We start from the raw sequence: 21,014 nt of genomic DNA, 5'->3' as shown, positions 1-21,014 counted from the left end.
GGTTTCTTCCGTTTCGGCCACGCACCCGTAGCTCAGCTGGATAGAGCACCAGACTACGAATCTGGGGGTCAGGAGTTCGAATCTCTTCGGGTGCGCCATTCTTTCCAAAAAAACAGAGACAGTTGCAGGCGGGTTTTTGACGGAGCCCCGTAAGGCGGCATCTGCGAGAACGGCCTTCGATCCTGTGATGCCGGCTTCCTGGTCTTTCGCCGTGACCTCCTTCGTCATCCGAACGGGAGCCAAAGGCTGGGAAGCGAGATCCCGCCTTCGGATCTCGTCTCGTCACCGGCAGACGACCGATTACATAAAACCTGGATTTCGCGGCAGATACTGAGCCCAGTCGCCGTAGCCGGGCGTTGCCATCAACAGCATCGGAAAGGTGATCCGCATGCCCTGCTGGACGGCAAGGCTCAAAGCGCGGTCGCAAGTGCCTGGCAGGAACGCCGATACCTTCCCGGCCGACCGATCTGCCGCCAGCTTCAACGCCGTCGCGAAGGCATCGCGAAGAAGGTCAGGCCGCTTGACCGCCAGCGGGCCGATGTGTCCGCTGGAGCTGACATAGCCGTAGCCGACACAGTCGCTGCCGGCGCAGAGCAGTACCGCAGTGGTCGCCTGGTCTTCGAGCAAGTAGCGGTGATGCTTCTTACGCGAAGCGCCTATGGCTTGGGAGTCGATTTCGACAAGCTCTTGCGTGGTTGCGGCGCTGTCGTCGATCGCGATGGTCTGTAGTCGCGGCGCTGGCAGCTCCTGCAACACCCGTTCGCGCGTCGCACTGAAAAGGTAAATCGGCGTCTTGGGAAAGAGGCCATGCCGCATGTAAAGGCCCTGCGAGACGCGGTTGAAGGTGAAGGTAATAAGTGCCCTGTGAGCCGCTCCTGATTTCCGGGCGTGCTCCATGGCTCGTTCCAATAGCTCATTCCCGATACCCTGGCCCTGTCGGGCGGGATCGACGAACAACTGGGCGAGGAACCAGATATCCCCGCAAACCCAGCTCCAAGCAAAGCCGAGAATGTCCCCATCGTCCTCAGCGATCCATAGGCCATCAGGGTCGTCGTTGAGCGAAAACAGCTGAAAGTTGGGAGGGCTTGCCGCCGCCATCGGGCCGAATCCGTGCCGAACGGTAAGATCATTGATGGTGGCAACCACCAAAGTATCGGTCGAGGCCAAATCGTCCGCCCGAGCACGTCTGTAGACAAGTGACATTGGATAACTCCGACAATGGTTTACGGGAGAAAATGCGAGCCGTAACGCCAAGCATGCCAGTTCCAGTGACCGCGGACTCGGGCAACGCCGCTACCACTTTCGGCGCAGCCGCCAGGCTCCACGGCCCAAATCACAATTTCCGCGCCGAGAAAATAATTGCCTGAAGAGGCATGCGTGCCGGCTTGTCGCCGAATGCCCGCCGAATCTCCTGCAAGATCGCCTCAAAGACCTGTTGGGGTTGCGCGCCCTGTCGCGAGCGGATCTGTTCCGCAGCTGGATTGCCGTAGACGAGGCCGCGGGCAAAGGCTGCGGTGTCGTAGATTTCCTTTTCCAATCTCAGGACTGAAATCGTGATGTCGGAGAAGCCGGCATCGATGAGAGATTCCTTGATCGGGTCAATTGGGGCACAAGAAAATGGCACGGTGTAGAACTGTGGCGGATCGGCGGGGAAAAGACGTCCGACGACCTCGTGGGCGATGAGGGAATACGGATTGTAGTCCATCCGATCCCAGACGCTGAGCAGATAGGCACCGCCGGGGGAAAGGACGCGATGCGCTTCGCGATGGGCTTTGTCCTTATCGGGAAAGAACATCAGGCCGAATTGGCACACGATCGCATCGAAACTGTCGGCGGCAAAAGGCAGTTGCGTGGCGTCGGCGGTTTGGAAGTCGATCTGATCGGCGGAACCGAATTTCTTGCGGGCAATCTCCAGCATCGGTGCGTTGAAGTCGGTGGCTGTCAGGGACACTCCAGAGGGTAAAGCATCGCGCAGACGGCGCGTGACGATTCCGGTGCCGGCGGCAATCTCAAGAACCCGCCCGGGCCTGAACGCAGCAGCGCGCCGTGCCGTGTCTGCCGCATAGTCGGCAAAGATGATCGGCCCCATGCCGGTGTCATAGTGCTGCGGAATATCACCGACGAAACGAGCCGAATCCGTGTTCATTGGGCACCTCGCTGGGCCGCTGGAGAGTGTAGATACCGCTCATCGTATAGCTGTCGCGCCTGCTGAGGCAGGCGCTCATAGGTTGCCGGCGACAACGATGCGTAATATATTTTAGATGTATGCCGCCAAAACAACGGCAGGGCCGGGCTCGACCTGCTTACATCTTGCCTCCGCTCTTTTTGCACTGGGCGCGGAATTTGGAGCGTTCCTTGCCATGAAGCCCCTTTGCGTCGGCCTGCGCCGAACAGGCCTTCGAAATGTCCGTTTGCGCAGTTGTTGCCATCTTTGGCTTGGCCGCGGTTGTGGGCGTTTTCGTGGTGGCCATCGGCGTGGTTGTGGTAGTCGATGGAGTCGTTTGGGCCATGGCGCTGGTGCCGATGAGAGCGACAACCGCCGTAGCAGCGAATATTGCAACAATCCTCATGGTCATTCCTCCGCTGGGTGCGACGACGCTTGGTGCGTCGTCAGTGACGAAGATTGAACCAATATATTAGCAAAAGCAATCCGCCGCTTTCATCGATGCCACCTATCGATGAAATTACACGTTTCGGTTGTGTTGTGCCGCTTTTTACACCCAGACCGCTCCTGCCTTTACTTCAAAACAAAGCGTAAAGGCGTGGTGAGTCTTTTAAAGCCGGAGCGGAGCATATCGTGCTTGGTCTTAGGTTTCTTGTCGGCAAACATTCCGATGATCGAGGTCTTTAAATTGTCGCGCCATTGGGACCTGCCAGGCGATGTCGGCTTCAGGCCGCAGCGCCTTAGGAGATAGTTCATCTGATAGACGGACGCCTGCCGGTCGCAATCGCGCACACAGAAATGAATGCCAAGTGCGATCGAATAGATATCGCCGTTCTTGAACGCATGCGGCGCTTTCGACGGATGGTGGACGCCGGTCCCTTGGGTCAGCGCGTAGACCGTCGCCTTGCTTTGTTTTTCGATCGTATATTTAGCCGCGTTGAGATCGCCGACGTAGTATTTCTCGATTTCCTGGTCGGGCAAGACAGAACGATCGTTTGCGTCCCATATGTTGGCGGTGCGGTTGCCGTGGATCTGGAACAGAAATGTCGCTTCATGGTCGATGTGATAGGGCGTTACGGCTTCGGGCGAGGCCAGGAATATGTAGGCATCTTCCCAAGTGACTTCGTCGCGCGAGCAGCCGGTATCGGCCAGGATTTCGGTCATGAGCTGATCGAGCAAAGCGCGATATTCAGGGTCGCGTTGGACGCTGTAGAGCAGCACCCACGATCCTGATTCAGCCAGATTCGAGATCGCTTCGTTGACGCTTTCCACCTTGTCGTGCAACGGCACGGCCCAACCGGCGTCCACCGGTGCTCCACCCGCCTGCCAGCGCACACTTCTCGTGCTCGTGTCCGCAAGCAACGATTTCGCAAGTTCAGCGAGGCGTGGAAGCGAGAACAGTCGATGTCCGACCAAGTTATGGCTGAATTGAAATGACCTTTTATTGAAGTCATTTCTGAAAGCGTTCGGTCCCACCTCGATGCTACGTTTATTCTGGCGAACCGTTTTCGTCGCGATTGCTGTAGGCATGATTGGATTCCTTTGGATTGACAGAGGTGTCACGGAATTCCACGAAAATGTGATCCCCGCTCAGGCTTTTGTCATCTCGTCCAAAAGGGGGAAGACATCCAACGATTGGGTAGCCCGTTCGCCGATCGGATGGAGGGTTGTGCCGGCGCCGCGATGCGGTCCCTGGAAGGATGCGGGGACGATTTCGCCAGAGCGGCGAGGGGATCTGCCGCTCCTTCCCGACGCCGTCGCCATCCGGCGGCACCGTCGCTGACGCACAACAGCACGATGATACGTTTGGAGCGCTATCGATCGCTACTTCCTGTTCCCGGTCGTCACGCCACCGTCGCAGATGAACTCCACGCCGGTGGAGTAGGCGGAGGCGAGGAAGAGGACCATTTCCGCGACTTCGCGCGCAGTGCCGAGCCGATTGATCAGTTGGCGCGCTGCAAAGGCGTCGATAGCCGTTTGGTCGAGAAACGGGTCGATCATCGGCGATTCGATCAGGCCGGGATGCACGGAATTGACACGGATGCCGTATCTGGCGAATTCGTTGGCGGCGACCTTGGTCATGCCGCGCACGGCAAATTTCGAGGCAACGTAGGCGACATTGTTGGCCGGGCCGCGGATACCGGCCGTGGACGATATGTTGACGATGCTGCCGCCGGTGTTCTTCATCAGTCTGACGGCGGCTTTCACGCCGAGGAACGCGCCGGCCTGATTGACCGCGATCACCTCTTCGAACATGTCGAGCGAACATTCCTCGATCGGTGCGCGCCGCAGGATAGCTGCGTTGTTCACCAGGATCTGCAAGGTCCCGAAATTCCTTTCGATGGCGCCGATGGCGTCGCTCCAATCCGCCTCGCTCGCCACGTTGAGCGGCACGTAGAAGCCGCCGATCTCTTGAGCGAGCTTGCGGCCCTGGTCATGGATCACGTCGGCCAAGACGACCTTGGCGCCTTCAGCTGCGAAGAGGCGGGCCTCTTCCGCGCCCATTCCGCGCGCCGCGCCGGAAATCAACGCGACCTTGCCGTCCAACCTGCCCATGCGATGCCTCCCTGTGCGCAAGCCGTTTGGTGGCGATCAGTGAGGCACGGCCTAAGGAGGTAGGGCAAGGAGGTCGCCGAAAAATGAACCGCGAGAGGTCGTCGAAGTTAGGATTTCTCGGTCGCCTAGATGTCACCTGCCACGATCAGGCGTTCGCCTCATCGGCTGACGCGGGTGCATCTGAGCTCGATGCATTTGTATCTGAGGTGGCTGACGCTGACGGCCAGGTGATGTAGTAGTACTGCGATCCGACCTGGCCGAAATAAGCTTCGCTACCGGTGGTCTTGTCGATGAAGCTGCCGTCCGGGTTCTTGACGAAGGTTCCATCGGAACCGCGTTCGAGATGGGCTTTCAGGAAGTCGTTCCAATCCCTGGTGGGGATGGAGTCGGCGGCCTTGCTGGTCGTGCCCTGCTCGCTGGCTGCATTGACGTCCCATGCCTTGATCGAAACACCTTTCGTTGGGTCGGAAACTGAAAGCGTGCCGGTGTCGAGGGCATCGAGCATCGCCTGTGCCTGGCCTCCCGCACCTTCGTTTTTGACCGCGTCCTGCAGGTTCTGTTTCAGAAGATCCATGAATGAGCTGCTGGTCATATCCGGATCGGCTTGCGCTGCCGTGCTATCGGTTTGATTTGCCGACAGACCGTTGAGCATGCTCGTGAGCGATGCCTGTGATTGTGACGGCAGGTTGGAGAGATCGCTGCCACTGCTGTTTTCCAACAGCGGGTCGCTGCTGGAACCCTGCGAAGTATCAGGCGTCTGCAGCAACTGAAGCGCCATTTGCGATGCGAGCAATCGGGTCGTCGTCAGTGCGGAGACCATCGGTCGTTCCTTCTCAATGTGGCTGGTGAGCGGGCGGCGTTCACATCATGCCGTCGATCGTAGGATGAAGGACTTACCTGGGGCTTGTGTGGTGATCCTAAGCCATTTCGCGCAAAAATGTTCAGTGGTTTTGCGATAACGACATGCGCAAACATCAACGAGCTAAAGCGCAAGGAGTAAATACCAGAAATCGCGGCGCGCTTTAGCGTGGCGGCTGGGCGCCATCGCCATGATGCGTCCTTAGCGGCAATTCCGGCAAGAACAACAGCACGACCAAAGCCACCGCCACGATGACCGTTCCGGTGGCGAAGGCCATGGCGATGGCGTGGCGGTAGAGCGCTATTGCAGTGGCATGGGTTTCCGGCGATGCTGTGGAGAGCTGCCTGAGACCGCTTTCGGTCAGCGATGACATATCGAGGCTCCCGGACGGCCCCGTTGCCTGCCGTACGCGATGCGCCAGGATCGCACCGGAGCCGGTGACGCCGATGAGACCGCCGAGCGAGCGGAAGAAGGCAAGCGTTGCCGTGCCGACGCCGCGATGAGAGTAAGGCAGCGCGTTCTGCACCGCGATCGTCATGTTCGGCATTACTAGGCCAAGTCCAAGGCCAAGCGCGAAGATCGAGGGTTCGATTGCACCAAAACCCTGGCTGGTGGCGGCTGCCCAGGCGAGCACCGCGAAAGCCACGGTGGCGAGGCTGAGGCCGAAAAGCTGGGCGGGCTTGTAGCGACCGGAGCGTTGCAGCAGCACGCGACCGTTGACGATCGAGGAGATGACCACGCCGATCATCAGCGGCCCGGTCAAGAGGCCGGAATGCGAGGGGCTGGCGCCCATCACCATCTGGAAGAACAGCGGGAAGAACAGGGTCGCCCCAAGCATGCCCATAAAGGTCAGGGCCAGCACGACGCAGGCGATGACGAACAGTCTGTTGCTGAAAAGGTCGAGCGGCAACACCGGCTCCGGCTCGTGGCGGATATGAAGGACAAAGAGAATGCCGAGGACCAGGGCACCGGTCGCAAGACCGATAATCTGCGGCGAGTTCCATGCCCATTCATTGCCGCCGAGTGCGAGCGCCAGCAGCAAGCCAGTCGTGCACGCGGTTAGCAACACTGCGCCGAGATAGTCGATGCGGCGGCTGCGTGCCTCATGCGGCCGCTTCAGGGCGCGGCCGATCATCACGAGCGCCACTGCGCCGATCGGCAGGTTGACATAGAAGATCCAATGCCAGGAGAGGAGGTCGGTGATGATGCCGCCAACGATCGGTCCGAGGATGCTGCAGACGGCGAAGACGGCGACGATCGAGCCCTGGTTGCGGCCGCGCTTGGCCGGCGGCACGAGGTCGCCGATGATGATCTGCGCCAGGGGCATCAGCCCGCCGGCGCCAAGTCCCTGAACGGCGCGGAAGATGATGAGCTGCAGTAGCGTCTGCGCCATGCCGCTCAGCACCGAGCCGAGGAGGAAGATGAGGATCGCCACATAGATCAAGGGCTTGCGGCCGTATTGGTCGCTCAGCTTGCCATAAAGCGGCATGGTGCTGGTAGAGGCCAACACATAGGCACTGACCACCCAGGACAGATGCGTGACGCCGCCGAGATCGCTGACGATGCGCGGCAGGGCGGTCGCGACGATGCTCTGGTCGATGGCGCCGAGACCGAGAACGATCATCAGGCCGAGAATAACCGCGCGGATTTCCCGGCGATCCGGTGCGTCGCCTTCGGTTTGCGCCGGTTTCGGAGCGGCTTGCTGAATTTGCGCGTTCATTGTCCGATATCCCCGAGCGGGCCGACAGCGGCGCGGATCGCGGCGCGCGCCTCAGGCGATAATTTGGCGAGTTCGAAGGCGAGCCAGTCGGTCCGCCGCTGTTTCATGTCTTTAATCAAAGCTCGTCCCTTGTCCGTGACGATCAGACTGCTACGCCGCCGGTCTTTCGGATCGGGAGGGGCGCGGGTGACGAGGCCTTCGCGCTCCATCGCCTTGATGTGTCCCGATATCGTTGGCCCGCGCAGTTTCTCCAGCCGCGCCAGCTCTGCGACGCCAATGCCCGGCTGCCGCAGGATGGCGACGAGGAGAAGAGCGTGCAGCGGCGAAATGCCTGGATCTTCGACCTCGCGTCGCAGCTGGCGATAGAGGCGATGCAGGGCAGGACGCAACGCTTCGGCAAGCGCCACAGCCTCTTCTAGGTCCTGGAGACGTCCGGTTTCGCGCATGATCAACAAGATAGATAGGCTTCCTATCTATCTACATATCCCACGATTCCGTGTCGCGCAAGCGATCGAAGCCTTGGAAGGATTCGGCTCATGCGGGAAAGGGATGCAGCTAGGCCGTGACAGGTGCTGGCATTCTCAACCCGGTCAGTTGCTCCGATACCTGCCAAAGACGCCGCCAGATCGCCGTGCCCTGTGCATGCGGCACGATCTTGGAGGACGGGCGGCCCCTTCAATTCATAAATGCCATCAGGACCATACATGACGCCGCCCTCTGCGCTCGGCGACGTCGCGGCGAAAATGTCGGCAATGCACCTGCCGCGGCGGATTGCGACAGGACCGGTTCAATCAATTTGCCGAACACTTCAAGAAGACCCGGTCTGTTACGGCCGCGGGCCAGTGCTTTGCAAGCCGGTAACGGCGAATCGAGGATGAGCGGCCGTGCTCATCAGGCTCCAGTCTTCAACGCGGGCGATCCGGTCGAATTCGAGGCTAAACATCAACGTCGCCAGCTTCGATTGGCAATAGGCGCGCCAGGAACTGTAGCCTTTCTTCCATTGCAGATCGTCGAAATTGATCTTGCCGTTGCGATGCGCCAGGCTGCTGACAGTAACCACACGCGGGTTCGCGGCGGCGAGGACTCTCGGCAACTGTTGCATGTTCAAGGCGAAATGCCCGAAATGGCCCCCATCTGCATCTCGAAGCCGTCTTCCGTTTCGTGCCTGTCCGGAATGGCCATGATGCCGGCATAGTTGATGAGCAGGTCGATCTGCGGCACGGAAAGCTGATGCTCTTGGCGGCGCGGGCGACGGACTCGAGGTTGGCGAGATCGCGCGGCTCGAAGGCGATGTCGGCGCGCGGATTTCGGCCAGCACTACGGCGCCGTTGCGTTCGTTGCGCGAGGCTATGATCATTTTGGTGCCGGCACCTGCCAGTGCTTTGGCGGTTTCATAGCCGATGCCGCTGGTGGCACCGGTGACGAGGGCGATGCGGCGAACTTGCGAGGGAATGTCTTTTACGGTCCCATGCGGCATGAGGATCTCCGGGGGGAACGAATTTTGTACATTTCTGTATAAAGTATATTATTGCACTTAATGCAAAAATACATAGATAAGGAAAGGTTCGCGATTATGGTTTGCATATCAGCAATATTGGCCGTGCAATTGCCCGCCGTGCCTTCGAATTGCCACGCTGCTCGGACCTCAATCGCGTCCATATTCGAAATCTTTGCTGCAGATTGGATTCCTGGGATGACGACAAAGACGACATGCGCCGATTTCGTTCGGTTCTTCCGCTCCTGGGTGAGCGATCCGATGCGTGTCGCGGCGATCGCGCCGTCCGGTGAACGATTGGCCCGGTTGATGACGCAGGAGATTGAACCGCTCGATGGCCCGATTCTTGAGCTCGGCCCCGGTACCGGCGTCTTCACACGGGCACTGCTCGCCCGCGGCATCCCGGAGAACGACTTGACGTTGATCGAATTTGGCGAGGAATTTGCCGTCCGGCTGCGAGGCCGCTTTCCCGAGGCGCGCGTGGTGCAAATGGATGCGGCGGAGCTCGCACAATGCTGCCTCTTTGCCGATGCACCCTTCGGCGCCGTCGTCAGCGGCTTGCCGTTGCTCTCTATGTCTCCGGATAAGATCGCCGCGATCGTCGAGGGGGCGTTTGCGACGATGAGGTCCGGTGCGGCCTTCTATCAGTTCACTTACGGGCCGCGCTGTCCGGTGCCGCGGCCGATCCTCGATCGTCTCGGCCTGAAAGCGGCGCGCGTCGGCGGCACGGTACGCAACATTCCGCCGGCTGGCGTCTATCGGATTTCGCGCAGCAAACCATTGGAGACCTCGATCGATCGCTCCAAATATCCTAGCAGGGAAAAGGACGCTGGAATTGCGGCCCATGCTGTAGAAACCGGCGCGGTCGACCTGGGGCGGCCGGAAGCGGGTGCATAGCTTGGGGGTAGTTCATGGCGGATGTGAAAGAGATCGACGGCGAAGTGAAGGAAGGCCGGCGCGAACGCAAGCGCCGCCAGACACGCGAGCGCATCGAGGCGGTGGCCCTAACGCTGTTCCTCGAACGCGGCTTCGACGGCACGACGATCGAGGACATCACCGAGGCCGCCGATGTCTCCAAGCGCAGCTTCTTCGATTATTTCCCGAGCAAGGAAGAGGTGGTCTTCGCCTGGCAGGACAGCTTCTCCGACGATCTGGCCGATGCCATCGCCGCGCAGCCCAAGGACGCATCGATCGTCGAGGTCATTGAGGGCGCGCTAACCTCGGCGCTGCTTGCCGCCACTTCGGATCCGCAGCGCCTCGCATTAGCAACTTTGATCCGCAATACGCCGGCGCTTTGCGCTCGCGATCAGTTGAAATACGCCAAGCTGGAACGAAAGCTGACGGATGCGCTTTTCGCCCGCTCCGGTGGCAATGAAGAAGAGCGGTTCCGCCTGCGCATGCTATCGACGATCGTCGTCAGCACGCTACGCATCGGTGGCGAGCGCTGGAACGAAGGGCCGCGGGAGCTGTCACTACAGGATTTCGCCCGTCACGTGCTCGAACAGCTCTGGACTGCGCTCGCCGATCTCGGCAGTTTGTTGCGGCAACGCAAAGCCAATCGCTGATTTCAAGTCAGGGCACCTGCCGTCTGCGGCGGTTCGAAATGCCGCCGGTGGCGCAGGAAGTCGATTAATGCCCTAAGCTTCGCCGGCACGCGGCGGCGGTCGGGGTAATATAGCGTCAAGCCTGCGAGCGCCGGACTCCAATCGGAGAGGATGCGTACCAGCCGCCCGTCGTCGAGAAATCGGTCGATATAGCCGTTGATCATATAGGCGATGCCGATGCCGTCGAGTGCTGCCTGCGTCAGCGCCGCGGAATCGTTGAGGATCAGCCGGCCGTTGACGGCAAGCTCGATCTTCTCGTCGCCGTTTTCGAATTCCCAGCGCTCGACCTGGCCACTGGAGGAATGGCGGAAGCCGACGCAATTGTGGTTAAGCAGATCGCGCGGATGTTTCGGAATTCCGTATCGGCCGAGATAGCTGGGTGCGGCAATGATATGGGCCGATATCGCCGGCCCGATCTTCACCGCCACCATATCGCGCTGCACCAGATCGCCAAAGCGGATTCCGGCATCGAACCCTTGGCCGACGATATCAACCAACAAGCCTTCGATGCGCACCTCCAGCTCGATTTCCGGATAGGCGTCGAGGAAATCGCGCAGGATCGGTTGAAGTGCGATCATAAAGCCGGCGCGCGCTACGTTGATGCGCAGCAGTCCGGCCGGCCTATCGACCGACTCGCCAAGTTCCTGGGCGGCGACCGTCAGATCGTGCACCGCAGGCACGACGCGTTCGAGATAGCGCAGGCCCGCCTCGGTCAGGCTGACGCTGCGGGTGGTGCGGTTGAAGAGTGCAAGCCGCATCCGGCCTTCCAGCTTGCTGATCGACTGGCTGACTGCCGATGGCGACACGCCGAGACGCACGGCCGCCGCTGAAAAGCTCTTTTCCTCCGCGACGATGACGAAGGTCACCAGCCCGTCCAACACGTCCTGCCGCATGCAGCTCTCCGAACGGTTCACTTTTCGCTCGAAATTAATCAGTTTTTCTAAAAAGGCCATCTTCGATTGATGAGATTATCGAAAATGTCGACTTGGCCTATCCTCATATTACTCAACAGGAAGACATCGCCATGCCCGGCACAAAAACCGATACCAAGACCTTTTTCATCACCGGAGTTTCCTCCGGCTTCGGGCGGGCGCTTGCCGAGGCCGCCCTTGCCGACGGCCATAAGGTTGTCGGCACGCTGCGCAAGGAAGCTGACCGCGCCGAGTTCGAAGCGCTGAAACCAGGCTCCGCCTTTGGCAAGCTATTCGACGTCACCGATACCGCAGCCATCGCTCCCGTTATCGCCGCGGTCGAAAACGAGATCGCCCCGATCGACGTTCTCGTCAATAATGCCGGCTATGGGCATGAAGGTTTGGTCGAGGAATCGACGATCGACGAGTTGCGCCGCCAGTTCGAAGTCAACGTCTTCGGCCCCGTTGCCGTCATCCAGGCGGTACTGCCTTATATGCGCGAGCGCCGGGCCGGCCACATCCTCAACATCACATCGATGGGAGGCATCATCACACTTCCCGGCATTTCCTTCTATCATGGCAGCAAGTTCGCGCTGGAAGGGATTTCCGAAAGCCTAGGGAAAGAGGTCAAAAGCTTCGGTATCCATGTGACCGCCGCCGAACCGGGCGGCTTCCGCACCGATTGGGCCGGTCGCTCTATGGTGCGCGCCGAGCGCTCGATCCCAGATTACGACGAGGTCTTCGAGCCTCTGCGTCAGCGCCGTCTCGAGCGCAGCGGCAAACAGCCTGGCGACCCGAAGAAGGCGGCGCAAGTTATGCTGAAACTCATTGCATCCGACAACCCGCCGACCCATCTCCTGTTAGGCCGCGACGCCATCAGTCTCGTTCGCGAAAAGCTCGGCCTGCTGAAAAGCGAGTTCGACGCCTGGGAACAAGTCTCGGCTTCTACGGATTTTGATTAATGTCAACCAGACTATAGGGACGAAAACCATGTCAGATTTCAACGCAGCCAAGTCCGGTCAATTCAAGATCGGCGGAGATCTCACCGTCAATCGCCTCGGCTTCGGCGCCATGCGCATCACCGGTTTCGGCATATGGGGCGAGCCGGAGGACCATGACGAAGCCGTCCGCACCCTCAAGCGCCTCCCAGGCCTAGGCATCGACTTTATCGATACTGCCGATTCCTACGGTCCCGACGTTTCCGAACGTCTGATCAAGGAAGCACTGCACCCCTACGACGACAAAATGGTCATCGCCACCAAGGCAGGTCTGACCCGTACTGGTCCCAACGTCTGGGTTCCGGTCGGCCGCCCGGAATATCTGATCCAGCAGGCGCATAAGAGTCTGCGCAATCTCGGTGTCGAACAGATTGATCTCTGGCAGCTTCACCGTATCGACCCGAAGGTGCCGGCAGCCGAACAGTTTGATGCCGTCAAGTCGCTGCTCGATGCCAAGATCATTCGCCATGCGGGCCTCAGCGAAGTGTCGGTGGCCGACATTGAAGCCGCATCGAAGCGTTTCAAGGTGGCGACGGTGCAGAACCGCTACAACCTCGTCGACCGCACCAGCGAAGACGTGCTCGATTACTGCGCAAAGCACAATATCGGCTTCATTCCCTGGTTCCCGCTCGCCGCCGGCGATCTCGCCAAGGAAGGCTCGCCGCTTGACACTATCGCCAAGAAGCATGGCGCTGCTCCGAGCCAGATCGCACTCGCCTGGGTCCTGAAGCGCAGCCCCGTCATGCTGCCGATCCCCGGCACCGGCAAGGTCAAGCATCTCGAGGAGAACACTGCGGCGGTCAACATCACGCTATCCGATGAAGAGTTTTCCGCGCTCGATGCCGAAGGCAAAAAGGCGTTTGCGGCTGCTGCTTGATGGCTGCCTTGAATAGGCAAATGACTGAAGGCGCGGTCGCTGATAAAGCGGCCGACTTTTATGCTTTGGTTCTCCCGGACGACGCCAACAAACGCCATCAGCCCTGCCGGCACATGGCGATGTCTCGGACAATACACGCATATTCCCGCAAACGGCGGCGTCCAGTCTTCCAGCAGGTTGACGAGCCTGCCCTCGGCGAGACCAGGTGCTGCGGTACGTTCGGTCATGTAATCGACGTCCGCGCCGCAGAGCACGGCATGCAACATCAGCTCGGCGCTCTGCAGCGTTATCGACCTTTGAACGTCGAGCCTGTCGCACGGTTTCGACAATACGGATGCCCGCATCGAAACCATCGGCGACGATATCGACCATCTTGTCCTCGGTGACGATGTCGACATGAACGTCGCGATAGCGCCGGTGAGATTCCAAGACGAAGGCCATCGGCGTCCACGCGCCGCGCCCTCCGAGGTGTTGATGCGCAGCGTTCCGCTCGGCGTGGCGCGGAATAGATTGACGGCTTCCATCGCATACGAAATTTCCCTGAGCTCCGACCCCACCCGGCTCAGAAACTCCTCGCCAGCCTCGGTCAGCGAGGCGCAGCGTGTGGCGCGATTGAAAAGCTTCACTCGCATCCGCGCCTCCAGCGTCGCTATCGCATTGCTAACCGCTAAGGCCGACATTCCGAGTTTGCCGGCGGCAACACGAAATTCCGTGTTGACCGAGCTGACCGCGCTCGACAACGTGTTGGTCATCCGGCTCGACGTCTCTGATCATCAAAGCATCGCGGCCGCGGTCATGCCGCGAAATGACGGATCACAACTATGTGAATTTAATGCCTTCGTATTTTGCGGCTGTAAATTAGGCGCTGAATTGCTCGAACTGCGAGTGATATGCGGCATTTTCGATCCAAGGCAATAGAAGCGTTGCGTTCTTTGCATTGCTGCATTGCGAAAGCCGGTCTGTTAATGCCTGCCCGGCAGTTATATCTACCCCCTCGAAGGCAGCGCATCTCCTCCTCCCAGCGCTCCTTCATAGATTGGCAACACTCCTCCTCCTCCCAGTTGCCAATCCGGATCAAGAGCCCGATGCATCCTCCTCCCGCATCGGGCTCTTTTTATTTCCCCTGTTTCTCTCAATTGTGCCGAGCCATTTTCTTCCAACCCACCATTGCGCCTTTGCCACGCTGTGATGAATTTGCACTACATCACGTTGCGAAGACGGCGAGCGCGGCTTGCCCCATGACCTTCCATGCTTACAAACCAAGGCGAATGCTCTCATCCGCCAAGGGGAGCAGCAACCTCATGTATGGGATCTATTGACGAAGCGGTCGGCGCCGTCGCCATCGGGGCGGCGCAGACGGTCGGCAGCGCGGCTAGTGTCGCGGTCAGTACGCCGATCGCGATTTTCGATCCGCGTACGCGCCGGAACTATTTCGAGCAGATCCGTCGTCTCGGCGCATCCGCCGGCAATACCGCCGGTTCCGTCAGCGATAGCGTCCAGACGACTGGCAGCGACGTCGGGGCTGCGGTCGATCAATAGATCGTCGCGGGAGAGCCCGCAAAAAAGATCGTAGCCAGTCAAATCGATCTGATATATCACAGGGTCGGGACGCCGGACCGGCTGCTTGGCTTGGTCCGTGGCCCTGCGACATCTGCAGGTGGATTTGGGATGAACGAAAGTAAGCGGACGGTCATCGTTGTCGGCGCCGGTATTATTGGCACGGCGATCGCCCTTGAATTGCAGCGGCGCGGACGGCAAGTGACGCTCGTGGACAAAGGCGAGCCGGGGGAGGGTGCTTCTTTCGGCAACATGGCGAGCATCGCACTCGATTTCGTCGCCAATTCAGGACCGTCCACTTGGCGCAGAATTCCCGGCTGGCTGCTGGATCCCGAGGGCCCCGTTTGGCTCAGGCCTTCCTATGCCCCGAAGATGCTGCCTTGGTTCCTACGCTTCGCCGCCGCCGGCCGGCCCTCTCGCGTGAGGGAGATCGAAGATGCGGGCATGAGCCTGTCTCGCCACGCACTCGGCGATTTCAGGAGGATGCTCGACGCCATCGGCGCGCCGGATTTGATGACGCAAGAGGGCTGTTTGGCCATCTACGAGACCGAGTCGGAGTTTGCCGGCGATCGCAGCCATATCGAGCTGATGCGGCGCTACGGTTTCGAGCATAAGATTCTCTCCGGCACCGAGATCCGCGATTACGAGCCGGCTCTGTCGCCGAAAATTGCCAAGGCGGTGCTGCTGCCGGACAATAAGTCGATCCGTAATCCCTATCAGCTTGTCCTCAAGCTGGTGGACGGGGCAAAGGCTCTCGGAGCCACCTTCGCCTCCGGCCCGGTCCGGACCGTAGAACGTCAGGCCAATGGCAACATGGCCTTGCTTTTCGAAGACGGAACGCGGCTGGAGGCCCATGATGTCGTGCTCGCCGCCGGTGTCTGCACGCGCTTCATCGCCTCTCTACTTGGCGAGCCGATCCCGCTCGAGACCGAGCGCGGCTATCACACGCAGATCATGAGGCCCGGCATTGCCCTGCGCTATTCGATCATCTGGCCTCATCGTGCCTTCATGGTAACCCCAACGGCCGGCGGCATCCGCGTCGGCGGCAATGTCGAATTGGCGGGCCTCGATGCGCCCCCGGATTTCCGTCGCCCGCGCATCCTCGTCCGTCACGCCCAGCGGGCGCTGCCGGGTCTGCAGGTAGAAGACGCCAAGGACTGGATGGGACATCGCCCAGCGCTGCCCGACACGATCCCGATCATCTCGCCGTCCTCACGCATTCCCGGCGTCTGGTACGCCACCGGCCACGGCCATCTGGGGCTGACTTTTTCAGCGACGACAGCAAGACTGATGGCCGATATGATGACCGGAGTTACGCCGGATGTCGACATGAGCCCATTCCGCATCAATCGCTATTAGGAGGAAACAGATGTCGGAGATCGAAAAGCGTGTTGCATTGATTACCGGCGGCGGCCGCGGCATGGGCGAAGCGATCGCTCGCGAACTCTCGGCCGGCGGCTATCGTCTGGCGCTGATGTCACCTTCGGAAAGCTGCGAGACACTGGCCTCCGAACTTGGTGGCGTCGCGTCTCGAGGTGTCGCCGAAAAGGCGGAGGATATCGAGGCGATCTTCGACCTTGCGATGAAGACCTACGGTCGCATCGATGCCGTGGTCAACCATACCGGCCACCCGCCGAAGGGTGATCTGCTTGATATCACCGACGAAAACTGGACGCTCGGTTCCGACATGATGATCCTGTCGCTTGTGCGCATGGCCAGGCTGGTGACGCCGGTCATGCTGAAGCAGGGCAAGGGCGCCTTGGTCAACATCACCACTTTTGCCGCCTACGAGCCGTCGCTGGTCTTCCCGGTCTCCTGCACCTACCGCGCAGCCGCCGGCGCCTTCACCAAGCTCTATTCGGATCGTTATGCTGCGGACAATATCCGAATGAACTGCATCCTGCCTGGCTATATCGACAGCTTGAACCACAAGCCGGAAACCGCCGATAAAGTGCCGATGAAGCGCATCGGCCTGATGAGCGAGATCGCCAAGACCGCGGCATTCCTACTCTCCGATGGGGCGGGCTATATCACAGGCCAGAACATTCGCGTCGACGGCGGCATCACCCGTCACGTTTGATTGGAGTTATCGACATGAGATGGAAGCGCACGATCCAGCTGTTGGACGTTCATTGCGAAGGCGAAATCGGCAAGGTTGCCATCGGCGGCGTGCCGAAGATCCCGGGCAATAGCATCGCCGAGCAGCTGCATTGGCTGAACACCGATCCGAAGGGCCAGGAGCTGCGTCGCTTCCTCGTCCTCGAGCCGCGGGGCGCGCCGATTGGCTCTGTCAATCTGCTGCTGCCCGCAAAGCATCCCGAAGCCGATGCCGGCTTCATCATCCTGCAGCCGGATCAGGCGCACGCGAGCTCCGGCTCCAATTCGATTTGTGTAACGACGGCGCTGCTCGAATCCGGCATCGTAGAGATGAAGGAGCCGGAAACGGTCGTCACGCTCGATACGGCCGCCGGTCTGGTGCGGGCGACCGCGACGTGCCGCGACGGCCGCTGCGAGAAGGTCCGGCTCACCATGGTTCCGTCCTTCGTGCATGAGCTGGATGTCGAGCTCGACACGCCGCAATGGGGCCGGATCAAGCTCGATCTCTGCTATGGCGGCATCTTCTACGCGCTCGTCGATGTCGGCCGGATCGGTTTGACGATCGAAAAGGCCAATGCCGCAGCCCTCGTTCAGGCTGGCATGGTTCTCAAGGATGCGATAAATCGGACGATGTCCGTGGTTCATCCGGAGATTCCGGCAATCTCGGGCGTCGCCTATGTGATGTTCCGCGATATCGATGCCGATGGCGCCATCCGCACCTGCACGACTATGTGGCCCGGCCGCGCCGACCGCTCGCCTTGCGGCACCGGCAACTCTGCCAATCTGGCGACGCTTCACGCCCGCGGCAAGGTCAAGGTAGGCGATGTCTTCAAGTCCCGCTCGATCATCGGCTCGGAATTCGAGGTTGGCCTGCAGGCGGTGACAGAAGTTGCCGGCAAACCCGCCATCATCCCCACCATCACCGGCCGCGGCTTCACCTTCGGTCTGAGCCAGGTGGCACTCGATCCCTTCGATCCGATGGCGAATGGCTTTGCCATGACAGACGTCTGGGGGCCGCAGGCAGGCGATATCTGAGACCCGGTGTCATTTGGAGAGTTGTGGCCGCCCTTCGACAAGCGCAGGAAGCCAGATGAGGGGCTTTGCAGCGAGCGCCCTCATTATGCTTTCGGATAGATCACGCCCTTGCGCAGAATGATATTCCCATAAAGCCGCGGCTCGCCGGTCTGCACCAGTGCATGAGCCTGCTTCACCCGTTCGTAGAATTCCGCCGGTAGTAGCGGCACGACCTTGATGTCGGGAACATGCCGGGCACAACTGTCGATCATTTCCGCGTGCACCGGATCAAGAGCATCGCGGTCCTGCTTGACCGTCGCGCGGAAAATCGCCTGGGGTACGAAATCGTCAATCGGCAACACGCTGAGCACGGCATCGAGAACCCGGACGACGCCGTGACCATCGAGGCGGATCAGGCGACGGGCATGTTCCAGACCCGGATAATTGCCGTCGACGAGGGCGATTTCATCGCCGTGGCCCATCGCGCGCAGCGTCGCCAGCAAGTCGGGGCTCAACAGCGGGTCAATGCCCTTCAGCATGGTCTATCTCCTTAAAGAGTATGTTCTGGTCGATCAGGTAACGCGCGAAGATCGGAAGGCTGGCGCCGCCGATGGCACGCGCCTGCGGTCCTACCGCGCCTTCGATAATCTCGGGCATGACGACACCCTGAAGGTCGAGGTCCGAGGCCGCTTTGATGGTGGCGCGCACGACCCGTTGGCGCACCCAGTCGGGAAAGCCGCCGTCGATGATGGCGGCGCTGAAATCGATGATGGAGGCGGCGGCAACGATCGCCTGCGCCAGCGCCTTGGCCGTATCCTGAATCCATGTTTCGAGGGGTGCACCGAAATCGATCCAATTGTCAGCGGAATACCAGAGTGGTCGAGGATCGAAGCCGGCTTCCCGCAAGTAATTTTCCAGGACGTAGATCGAAGCAATGTCGAGCAACTGCCGGGTTTCGCCGTTGCGCCCGCGCACGGGCAAGGGGCCGAGCGCGCCTGCCGTTCCGGTCCGCCCGACGAAGATCGAGGAGTTAAGAACGATGCCGCCGCCGAGGAAGGACCCGATGAAAAGATAGACGAAATCCGGGTAGCGCGGGCCGACCCCGAAGACGAGTTCAGCTCCACAGGCGCTGGTGGCGTCGTTCTGCAGATAGACGAGATAGGGCACGCGCGCAGCGACTTCCGCCTGCAGGTCAAAGCCACGCCAGGCCTCCATGGCCCCCTCAGGCGCGCCGACTTCCTCTGCCCAGTTCCAGAGTTCGAATGGAGCGGCGATGCCGATGCCGGCAAGCCTGCGGCGCTCGTCACTGGTGAGGCGTGTTTCAAGCTCCTGAATGCCTAGTGTGACGAAGGACATGATGTCCTGCGGTAGCGGGTAGGGGTAAATCTGGTGCAACTGCATCCGTATGCGCCCAACGAAATCCATCAGCACAAGATCGGCGCTTCGCCGGCCGATCTTGACACCGAAGGAGAGCACCGCATCCGGATTTAGTCGCATAGGAATGGAAGGCTGCCCCACACGCCCGCGCACCGGCGCGCCGCGCGACAGCAGTCCATCCTTCTCCAGTGCCCGCATTATGACGGAAACTGTCTGCGCCGACAGGCCGCTGCGCCGGGCGATTTCCGCCTTCGACAGGGCGCCATGACGACGTACGAGCGACAGCACCAGCCGTTCGTTATGAGCGCGCACGCGAACCTGATTCGCGCCGCCGCTGGGGTCGAGAATCAAGGGTGATGTTGGCGTATCCGCCGGGTCTTGCAGGGGAGACATTGGCCCGCTCCTTCCATCATGGCCATGCCCTATTTCCCAGCAAAATGCCACATCCAATTAATAATTCAATCAGATTTATTTATTGACAGGACGAAATCTTTAGGCTCAGATGGAGGCGTTGGAGGACGTGCATATGGCCTTGGAGGCGGCCCAATCGGCAAAAAAATCCAAGCAGACATGGCACGTCTAAAATCCGGACTCAGTGGGGGTCCGGGGCAGCCGGGAGTTCCGGCCTATTCAAATTTTGGGAGGATTGAATGAAGAAATCTGTTGTTTCCGCAGCACTCGCCGCCCTGGCGATCGGCGTCGTCTTTGCCGCTCCGGCCAAGGCTGCTGACGTTTCCGCATGCCTGATTACCAAGACGGACACGAACCCTTTCTTCGTCAAGATGAAGGAAGGTGCTACCGCCAAGGCCAAGGAACTCGGCGTGACGCTGAAGGCCTATGCAGGCAAGATCGATGGTGACAGCGAAAGCCAGGTCGCCGCCGTTGAAAGCTGCATCGCCGAGGGCGCCAAGGGCATTCTGATCGCCGCCTCCGATACCAAGGGCATCGTTCCGACGATCAAGAAGGCGCGTGACGCGGGCCTCCTGGTCATCGCACTCGACACGCCTTTGGACCCAGCTACTGCCGCCGACGCGACCTTCGCGACGGACAATCTACTTGCCGGCAAGCTGATCGGTGAGTGGGCCAACAAGACGCTGGGCGACAAGGCGAAGAACGCCAAGATCGGCTTCCTCGACCTGACGCCGTCGCAGCCGACCGTCGATGTCCTGCGTGACCAGGGCTTCATGATCGGCTTCGGTATCGATCCCAAGGATCCGAACAAGATCGGCGACGAGACCGATCCGCGTATTGTCGGTCATGATGTGACCAACGGCAACGAGGAAGGCGGCCGCAAGGCCATGGAAAACCTTTTGCAGAAGGACTCCAGCATCAATGTTATCCATACGATCAACGAGCCGGCCGCTATCGGTGCCTATCAGGCGCTGAAGGCCGTCGGTCTGGAAAAGCAGGTCCTGATCGTCTCGGTTGACGGCGGATGCCCCGGCGTTAAATCGGTGAAGGACGGTGTCATCGGCGCAACCTCGCAGCAATATCCGCTGATGATGGCCGCTCTCGGCGTCGAAGCGATCAAGAAGTTCGCCGATACCGGCGAAAAGCCGAAGCCGACCGAAGGCAAATCCTTCTTCGACACCGGCGTTTCGCTTGTGACGGATAAGCCGGTTGCCGGCCTGAAATCCATCGACACCAAGGAAGGCACCGCAAAGTGCTGGGGCTAAGCCCTGTCCTGGGTTTGGCGTGATCCTGTCCGAAGACCGTTTCACATCCACTGATGCGGCTCTTCGGGGGATCATGCCGTCGCCCCACCAATGCCGGCCGGGTTTGAGC

General features: G+C 60.2%; 19 protein-coding genes, 1 tRNA gene and 2 pseudogenes. 10 read left to right on the top strand and 12 right to left on the bottom strand.

Features of this window, described 5'->3' with window-relative positions; all coding sequences use genetic code 11:
* The first annotated feature begins 21 nt into the window (after nucleotides 1-21).
* A tRNA-Arg gene (locus PY650_RS04880) sits at nucleotides 22-98 on the top strand.
* Between the two features lie 202 nt (nucleotides 99-300).
* Here the strand turns inward: PY650_RS04880 and PY650_RS04875 are convergent.
* From PY650_RS04875 to PY650_RS04835, 8 genes are all read right to left on the bottom strand, one after another.
* Entirely contained in the window at nucleotides 301-1,203 is a 903-nt protein-coding gene (locus tag PY650_RS04875) for a GNAT family N-acetyltransferase (RefSeq protein WP_285877921.1), read from the bottom strand.
* Nucleotides 1,204-1,333: 130 nt separating this feature from the next.
* On the bottom strand, nucleotides 1,334-2,146 hold the full coding sequence (locus tag PY650_RS04870) for a class I SAM-dependent methyltransferase (RefSeq protein WP_285877920.1): 813 nt from the start codon (nucleotides 2,144-2,146) through the stop codon (nucleotides 1,334-1,336).
* Between the two features lie 591 nt (nucleotides 2,147-2,737).
* Nucleotides 2,738-3,472 carry a hypothetical protein gene (locus PY650_RS04860; RefSeq protein WP_285877919.1) on the bottom strand — a complete coding sequence of 245 codons (735 nt, stop codon included), beginning with the start codon at nucleotides 3,470-3,472 and terminating at the stop codon, nucleotides 2,738-2,740.
* A gap of 516 nt (nucleotides 3,473-3,988) precedes the next feature.
* Entirely contained in the window at nucleotides 3,989-4,720 is a 732-nt protein-coding gene (locus tag PY650_RS04855) for an SDR family NAD(P)-dependent oxidoreductase (RefSeq protein ID WP_285877918.1), read from the bottom strand.
* Between the two features lie 145 nt (nucleotides 4,721-4,865).
* On the bottom strand, nucleotides 4,866-5,540 hold the full coding sequence (locus PY650_RS04850; protein WP_285877917.1) for a hypothetical protein: 675 nt from the start codon (nucleotides 5,538-5,540) through the stop codon (nucleotides 4,866-4,868).
* Between the two features lie 202 nt (nucleotides 5,541-5,742).
* On the bottom strand, nucleotides 5,743-7,299 hold the full coding sequence (locus PY650_RS04845) for an MDR family MFS transporter (protein ID WP_285877916.1): 1,557 nt from the start codon (nucleotides 7,297-7,299) through the stop codon (nucleotides 5,743-5,745).
* Nucleotides 7,296-7,745 (bottom strand): MarR family winged helix-turn-helix transcriptional regulator, encoded by a 450-nt coding sequence (locus PY650_RS04840; protein WP_285877951.1) that lies wholly within the window; start codon nucleotides 7,743-7,745, stop codon nucleotides 7,296-7,298. The genes PY650_RS04845 and PY650_RS04840 overlap by 4 nt, the downstream gene beginning before the upstream one ends.
* Nucleotides 7,746-8,125: 380 nt before the next feature.
* On the bottom strand, nucleotides 8,126-8,776 hold the full coding sequence (locus tag PY650_RS04835) for an SDR family NAD(P)-dependent oxidoreductase (protein ID WP_349644475.1): 651 nt from the start codon (nucleotides 8,774-8,776) through the stop codon (nucleotides 8,126-8,128).
* A gap of 216 nt (nucleotides 8,777-8,992) precedes the next feature.
* Between PY650_RS04835 and PY650_RS04830 the strand changes: the two genes are divergently transcribed.
* Both PY650_RS04830 and PY650_RS04825 read left to right on the top strand, forming a co-directional pair.
* Nucleotides 8,993-9,691: a class I SAM-dependent methyltransferase gene (locus tag PY650_RS04830; protein ID WP_285877915.1), complete on the top strand. Its 699-nt coding sequence runs from the start codon at nucleotides 8,993-8,995 to the stop codon at nucleotides 9,689-9,691.
* Nucleotides 9,692-9,705: 14 nt separating this feature from the next.
* On the top strand, nucleotides 9,706-10,359 hold the full coding sequence (locus PY650_RS04825; RefSeq protein WP_285877914.1) for a TetR family transcriptional regulator: 654 nt from the start codon (nucleotides 9,706-9,708) through the stop codon (nucleotides 10,357-10,359).
* A 2-nt stretch (nucleotides 10,360-10,361) separates the two neighbouring features.
* Here PY650_RS04825 and PY650_RS04820 read toward each other — a convergent pair whose 3' ends face one another.
* A complete protein-coding gene (locus PY650_RS04820; RefSeq protein ID WP_285877913.1) occupies nucleotides 10,362-11,291 on the bottom strand; it encodes a LysR family transcriptional regulator in 930 nt (309 codons plus the stop codon).
* Between the two features lie 131 nt (nucleotides 11,292-11,422).
* On the opposite strand from PY650_RS04820, the gene PY650_RS04815 reads away from it, so the two are divergent.
* A complete protein-coding gene (locus PY650_RS04815; protein ID WP_285877912.1) occupies nucleotides 11,423-12,271 on the top strand; it encodes an oxidoreductase in 849 nt (282 codons plus the stop codon).
* Between the two features lie 28 nt (nucleotides 12,272-12,299).
* On the top strand, nucleotides 12,300-13,184 hold the full coding sequence (locus tag PY650_RS04810; RefSeq protein ID WP_285877911.1) for an aldo/keto reductase: 885 nt from the start codon (nucleotides 12,300-12,302) through the stop codon (nucleotides 13,182-13,184).
* 80 nt (nucleotides 13,185-13,264) lie between these two features.
* Here PY650_RS04810 and PY650_RS04805 read toward each other — a convergent pair.
* A pseudogene (locus PY650_RS04805) lies at nucleotides 13,265-13,864 on the bottom strand (LysR family transcriptional regulator); the annotation flags it as partial.
* Between the two features lie 637 nt (nucleotides 13,865-14,501).
* Between PY650_RS04805 and PY650_RS04800 the strand changes: the two are divergent.
* The 4 genes and pseudogenes from PY650_RS04800 to PY650_RS04785 form a co-directional block, all read left to right on the top strand.
* Nucleotides 14,502-14,723, top strand: a pseudogene (locus tag PY650_RS04800) (esterase); the annotation flags it as partial.
* 129 nt (nucleotides 14,724-14,852) lie between these two features.
* Nucleotides 14,853-16,100, top strand: a complete 1,248-nt coding sequence (locus PY650_RS04795; RefSeq protein WP_285877910.1) for an NAD(P)/FAD-dependent oxidoreductase — start codon at nucleotides 14,853-14,855, stop codon at nucleotides 16,098-16,100.
* A gap of 10 nt (nucleotides 16,101-16,110) precedes the next feature.
* A complete protein-coding gene (locus PY650_RS04790) occupies nucleotides 16,111-16,821 on the top strand; it encodes an SDR family oxidoreductase (RefSeq protein WP_285877909.1) in 711 nt (236 codons plus the stop codon).
* A gap of 14 nt (nucleotides 16,822-16,835) precedes the next feature.
* Entirely contained in the window at nucleotides 16,836-17,873 is a 1,038-nt protein-coding gene (locus tag PY650_RS04785; protein WP_285877908.1) for a 4-hydroxyproline epimerase, read from the top strand.
* 83 nt (nucleotides 17,874-17,956) lie between these two features.
* Here PY650_RS04785 and PY650_RS04780 read toward each other — a convergent pair whose 3' ends face one another.
* Entirely contained in the window at nucleotides 17,957-18,391 is a 435-nt protein-coding gene (locus PY650_RS04780) for an RbsD/FucU family protein (protein WP_285877907.1), read from the bottom strand.
* A complete protein-coding gene (locus PY650_RS04775; RefSeq protein WP_285877906.1) occupies nucleotides 18,375-19,622 on the bottom strand; it encodes an ROK family transcriptional regulator in 1,248 nt (415 codons plus the stop codon). Before PY650_RS04775 ends, PY650_RS04780 begins: the two co-directional genes overlap by 17 nt.
* A gap of 257 nt (nucleotides 19,623-19,879) precedes the next feature.
* On the opposite strand from PY650_RS04775, the gene PY650_RS04770 reads away from it, so the two are divergent.
* Nucleotides 19,880-20,905 carry a sugar ABC transporter substrate-binding protein gene (locus tag PY650_RS04770; RefSeq protein WP_285877905.1) on the top strand — a complete coding sequence of 342 codons (1,026 nt, stop codon included), beginning with the start codon at nucleotides 19,880-19,882 and terminating at the stop codon, nucleotides 20,903-20,905.
* Nucleotides 20,906-21,014 lie beyond the last annotated feature (109 nt).

Source organism: Martinezella calliandrae (assembly GCF_030272695.1).
Lineage (GTDB): Bacteria > Pseudomonadota > Alphaproteobacteria > Rhizobiales > Rhizobiaceae > Rhizobium > Rhizobium calliandrae.
Note: the sequence above shows the minus strand (reverse complement) of the source record. Positions and strands in the feature narration are given on the sequence as shown.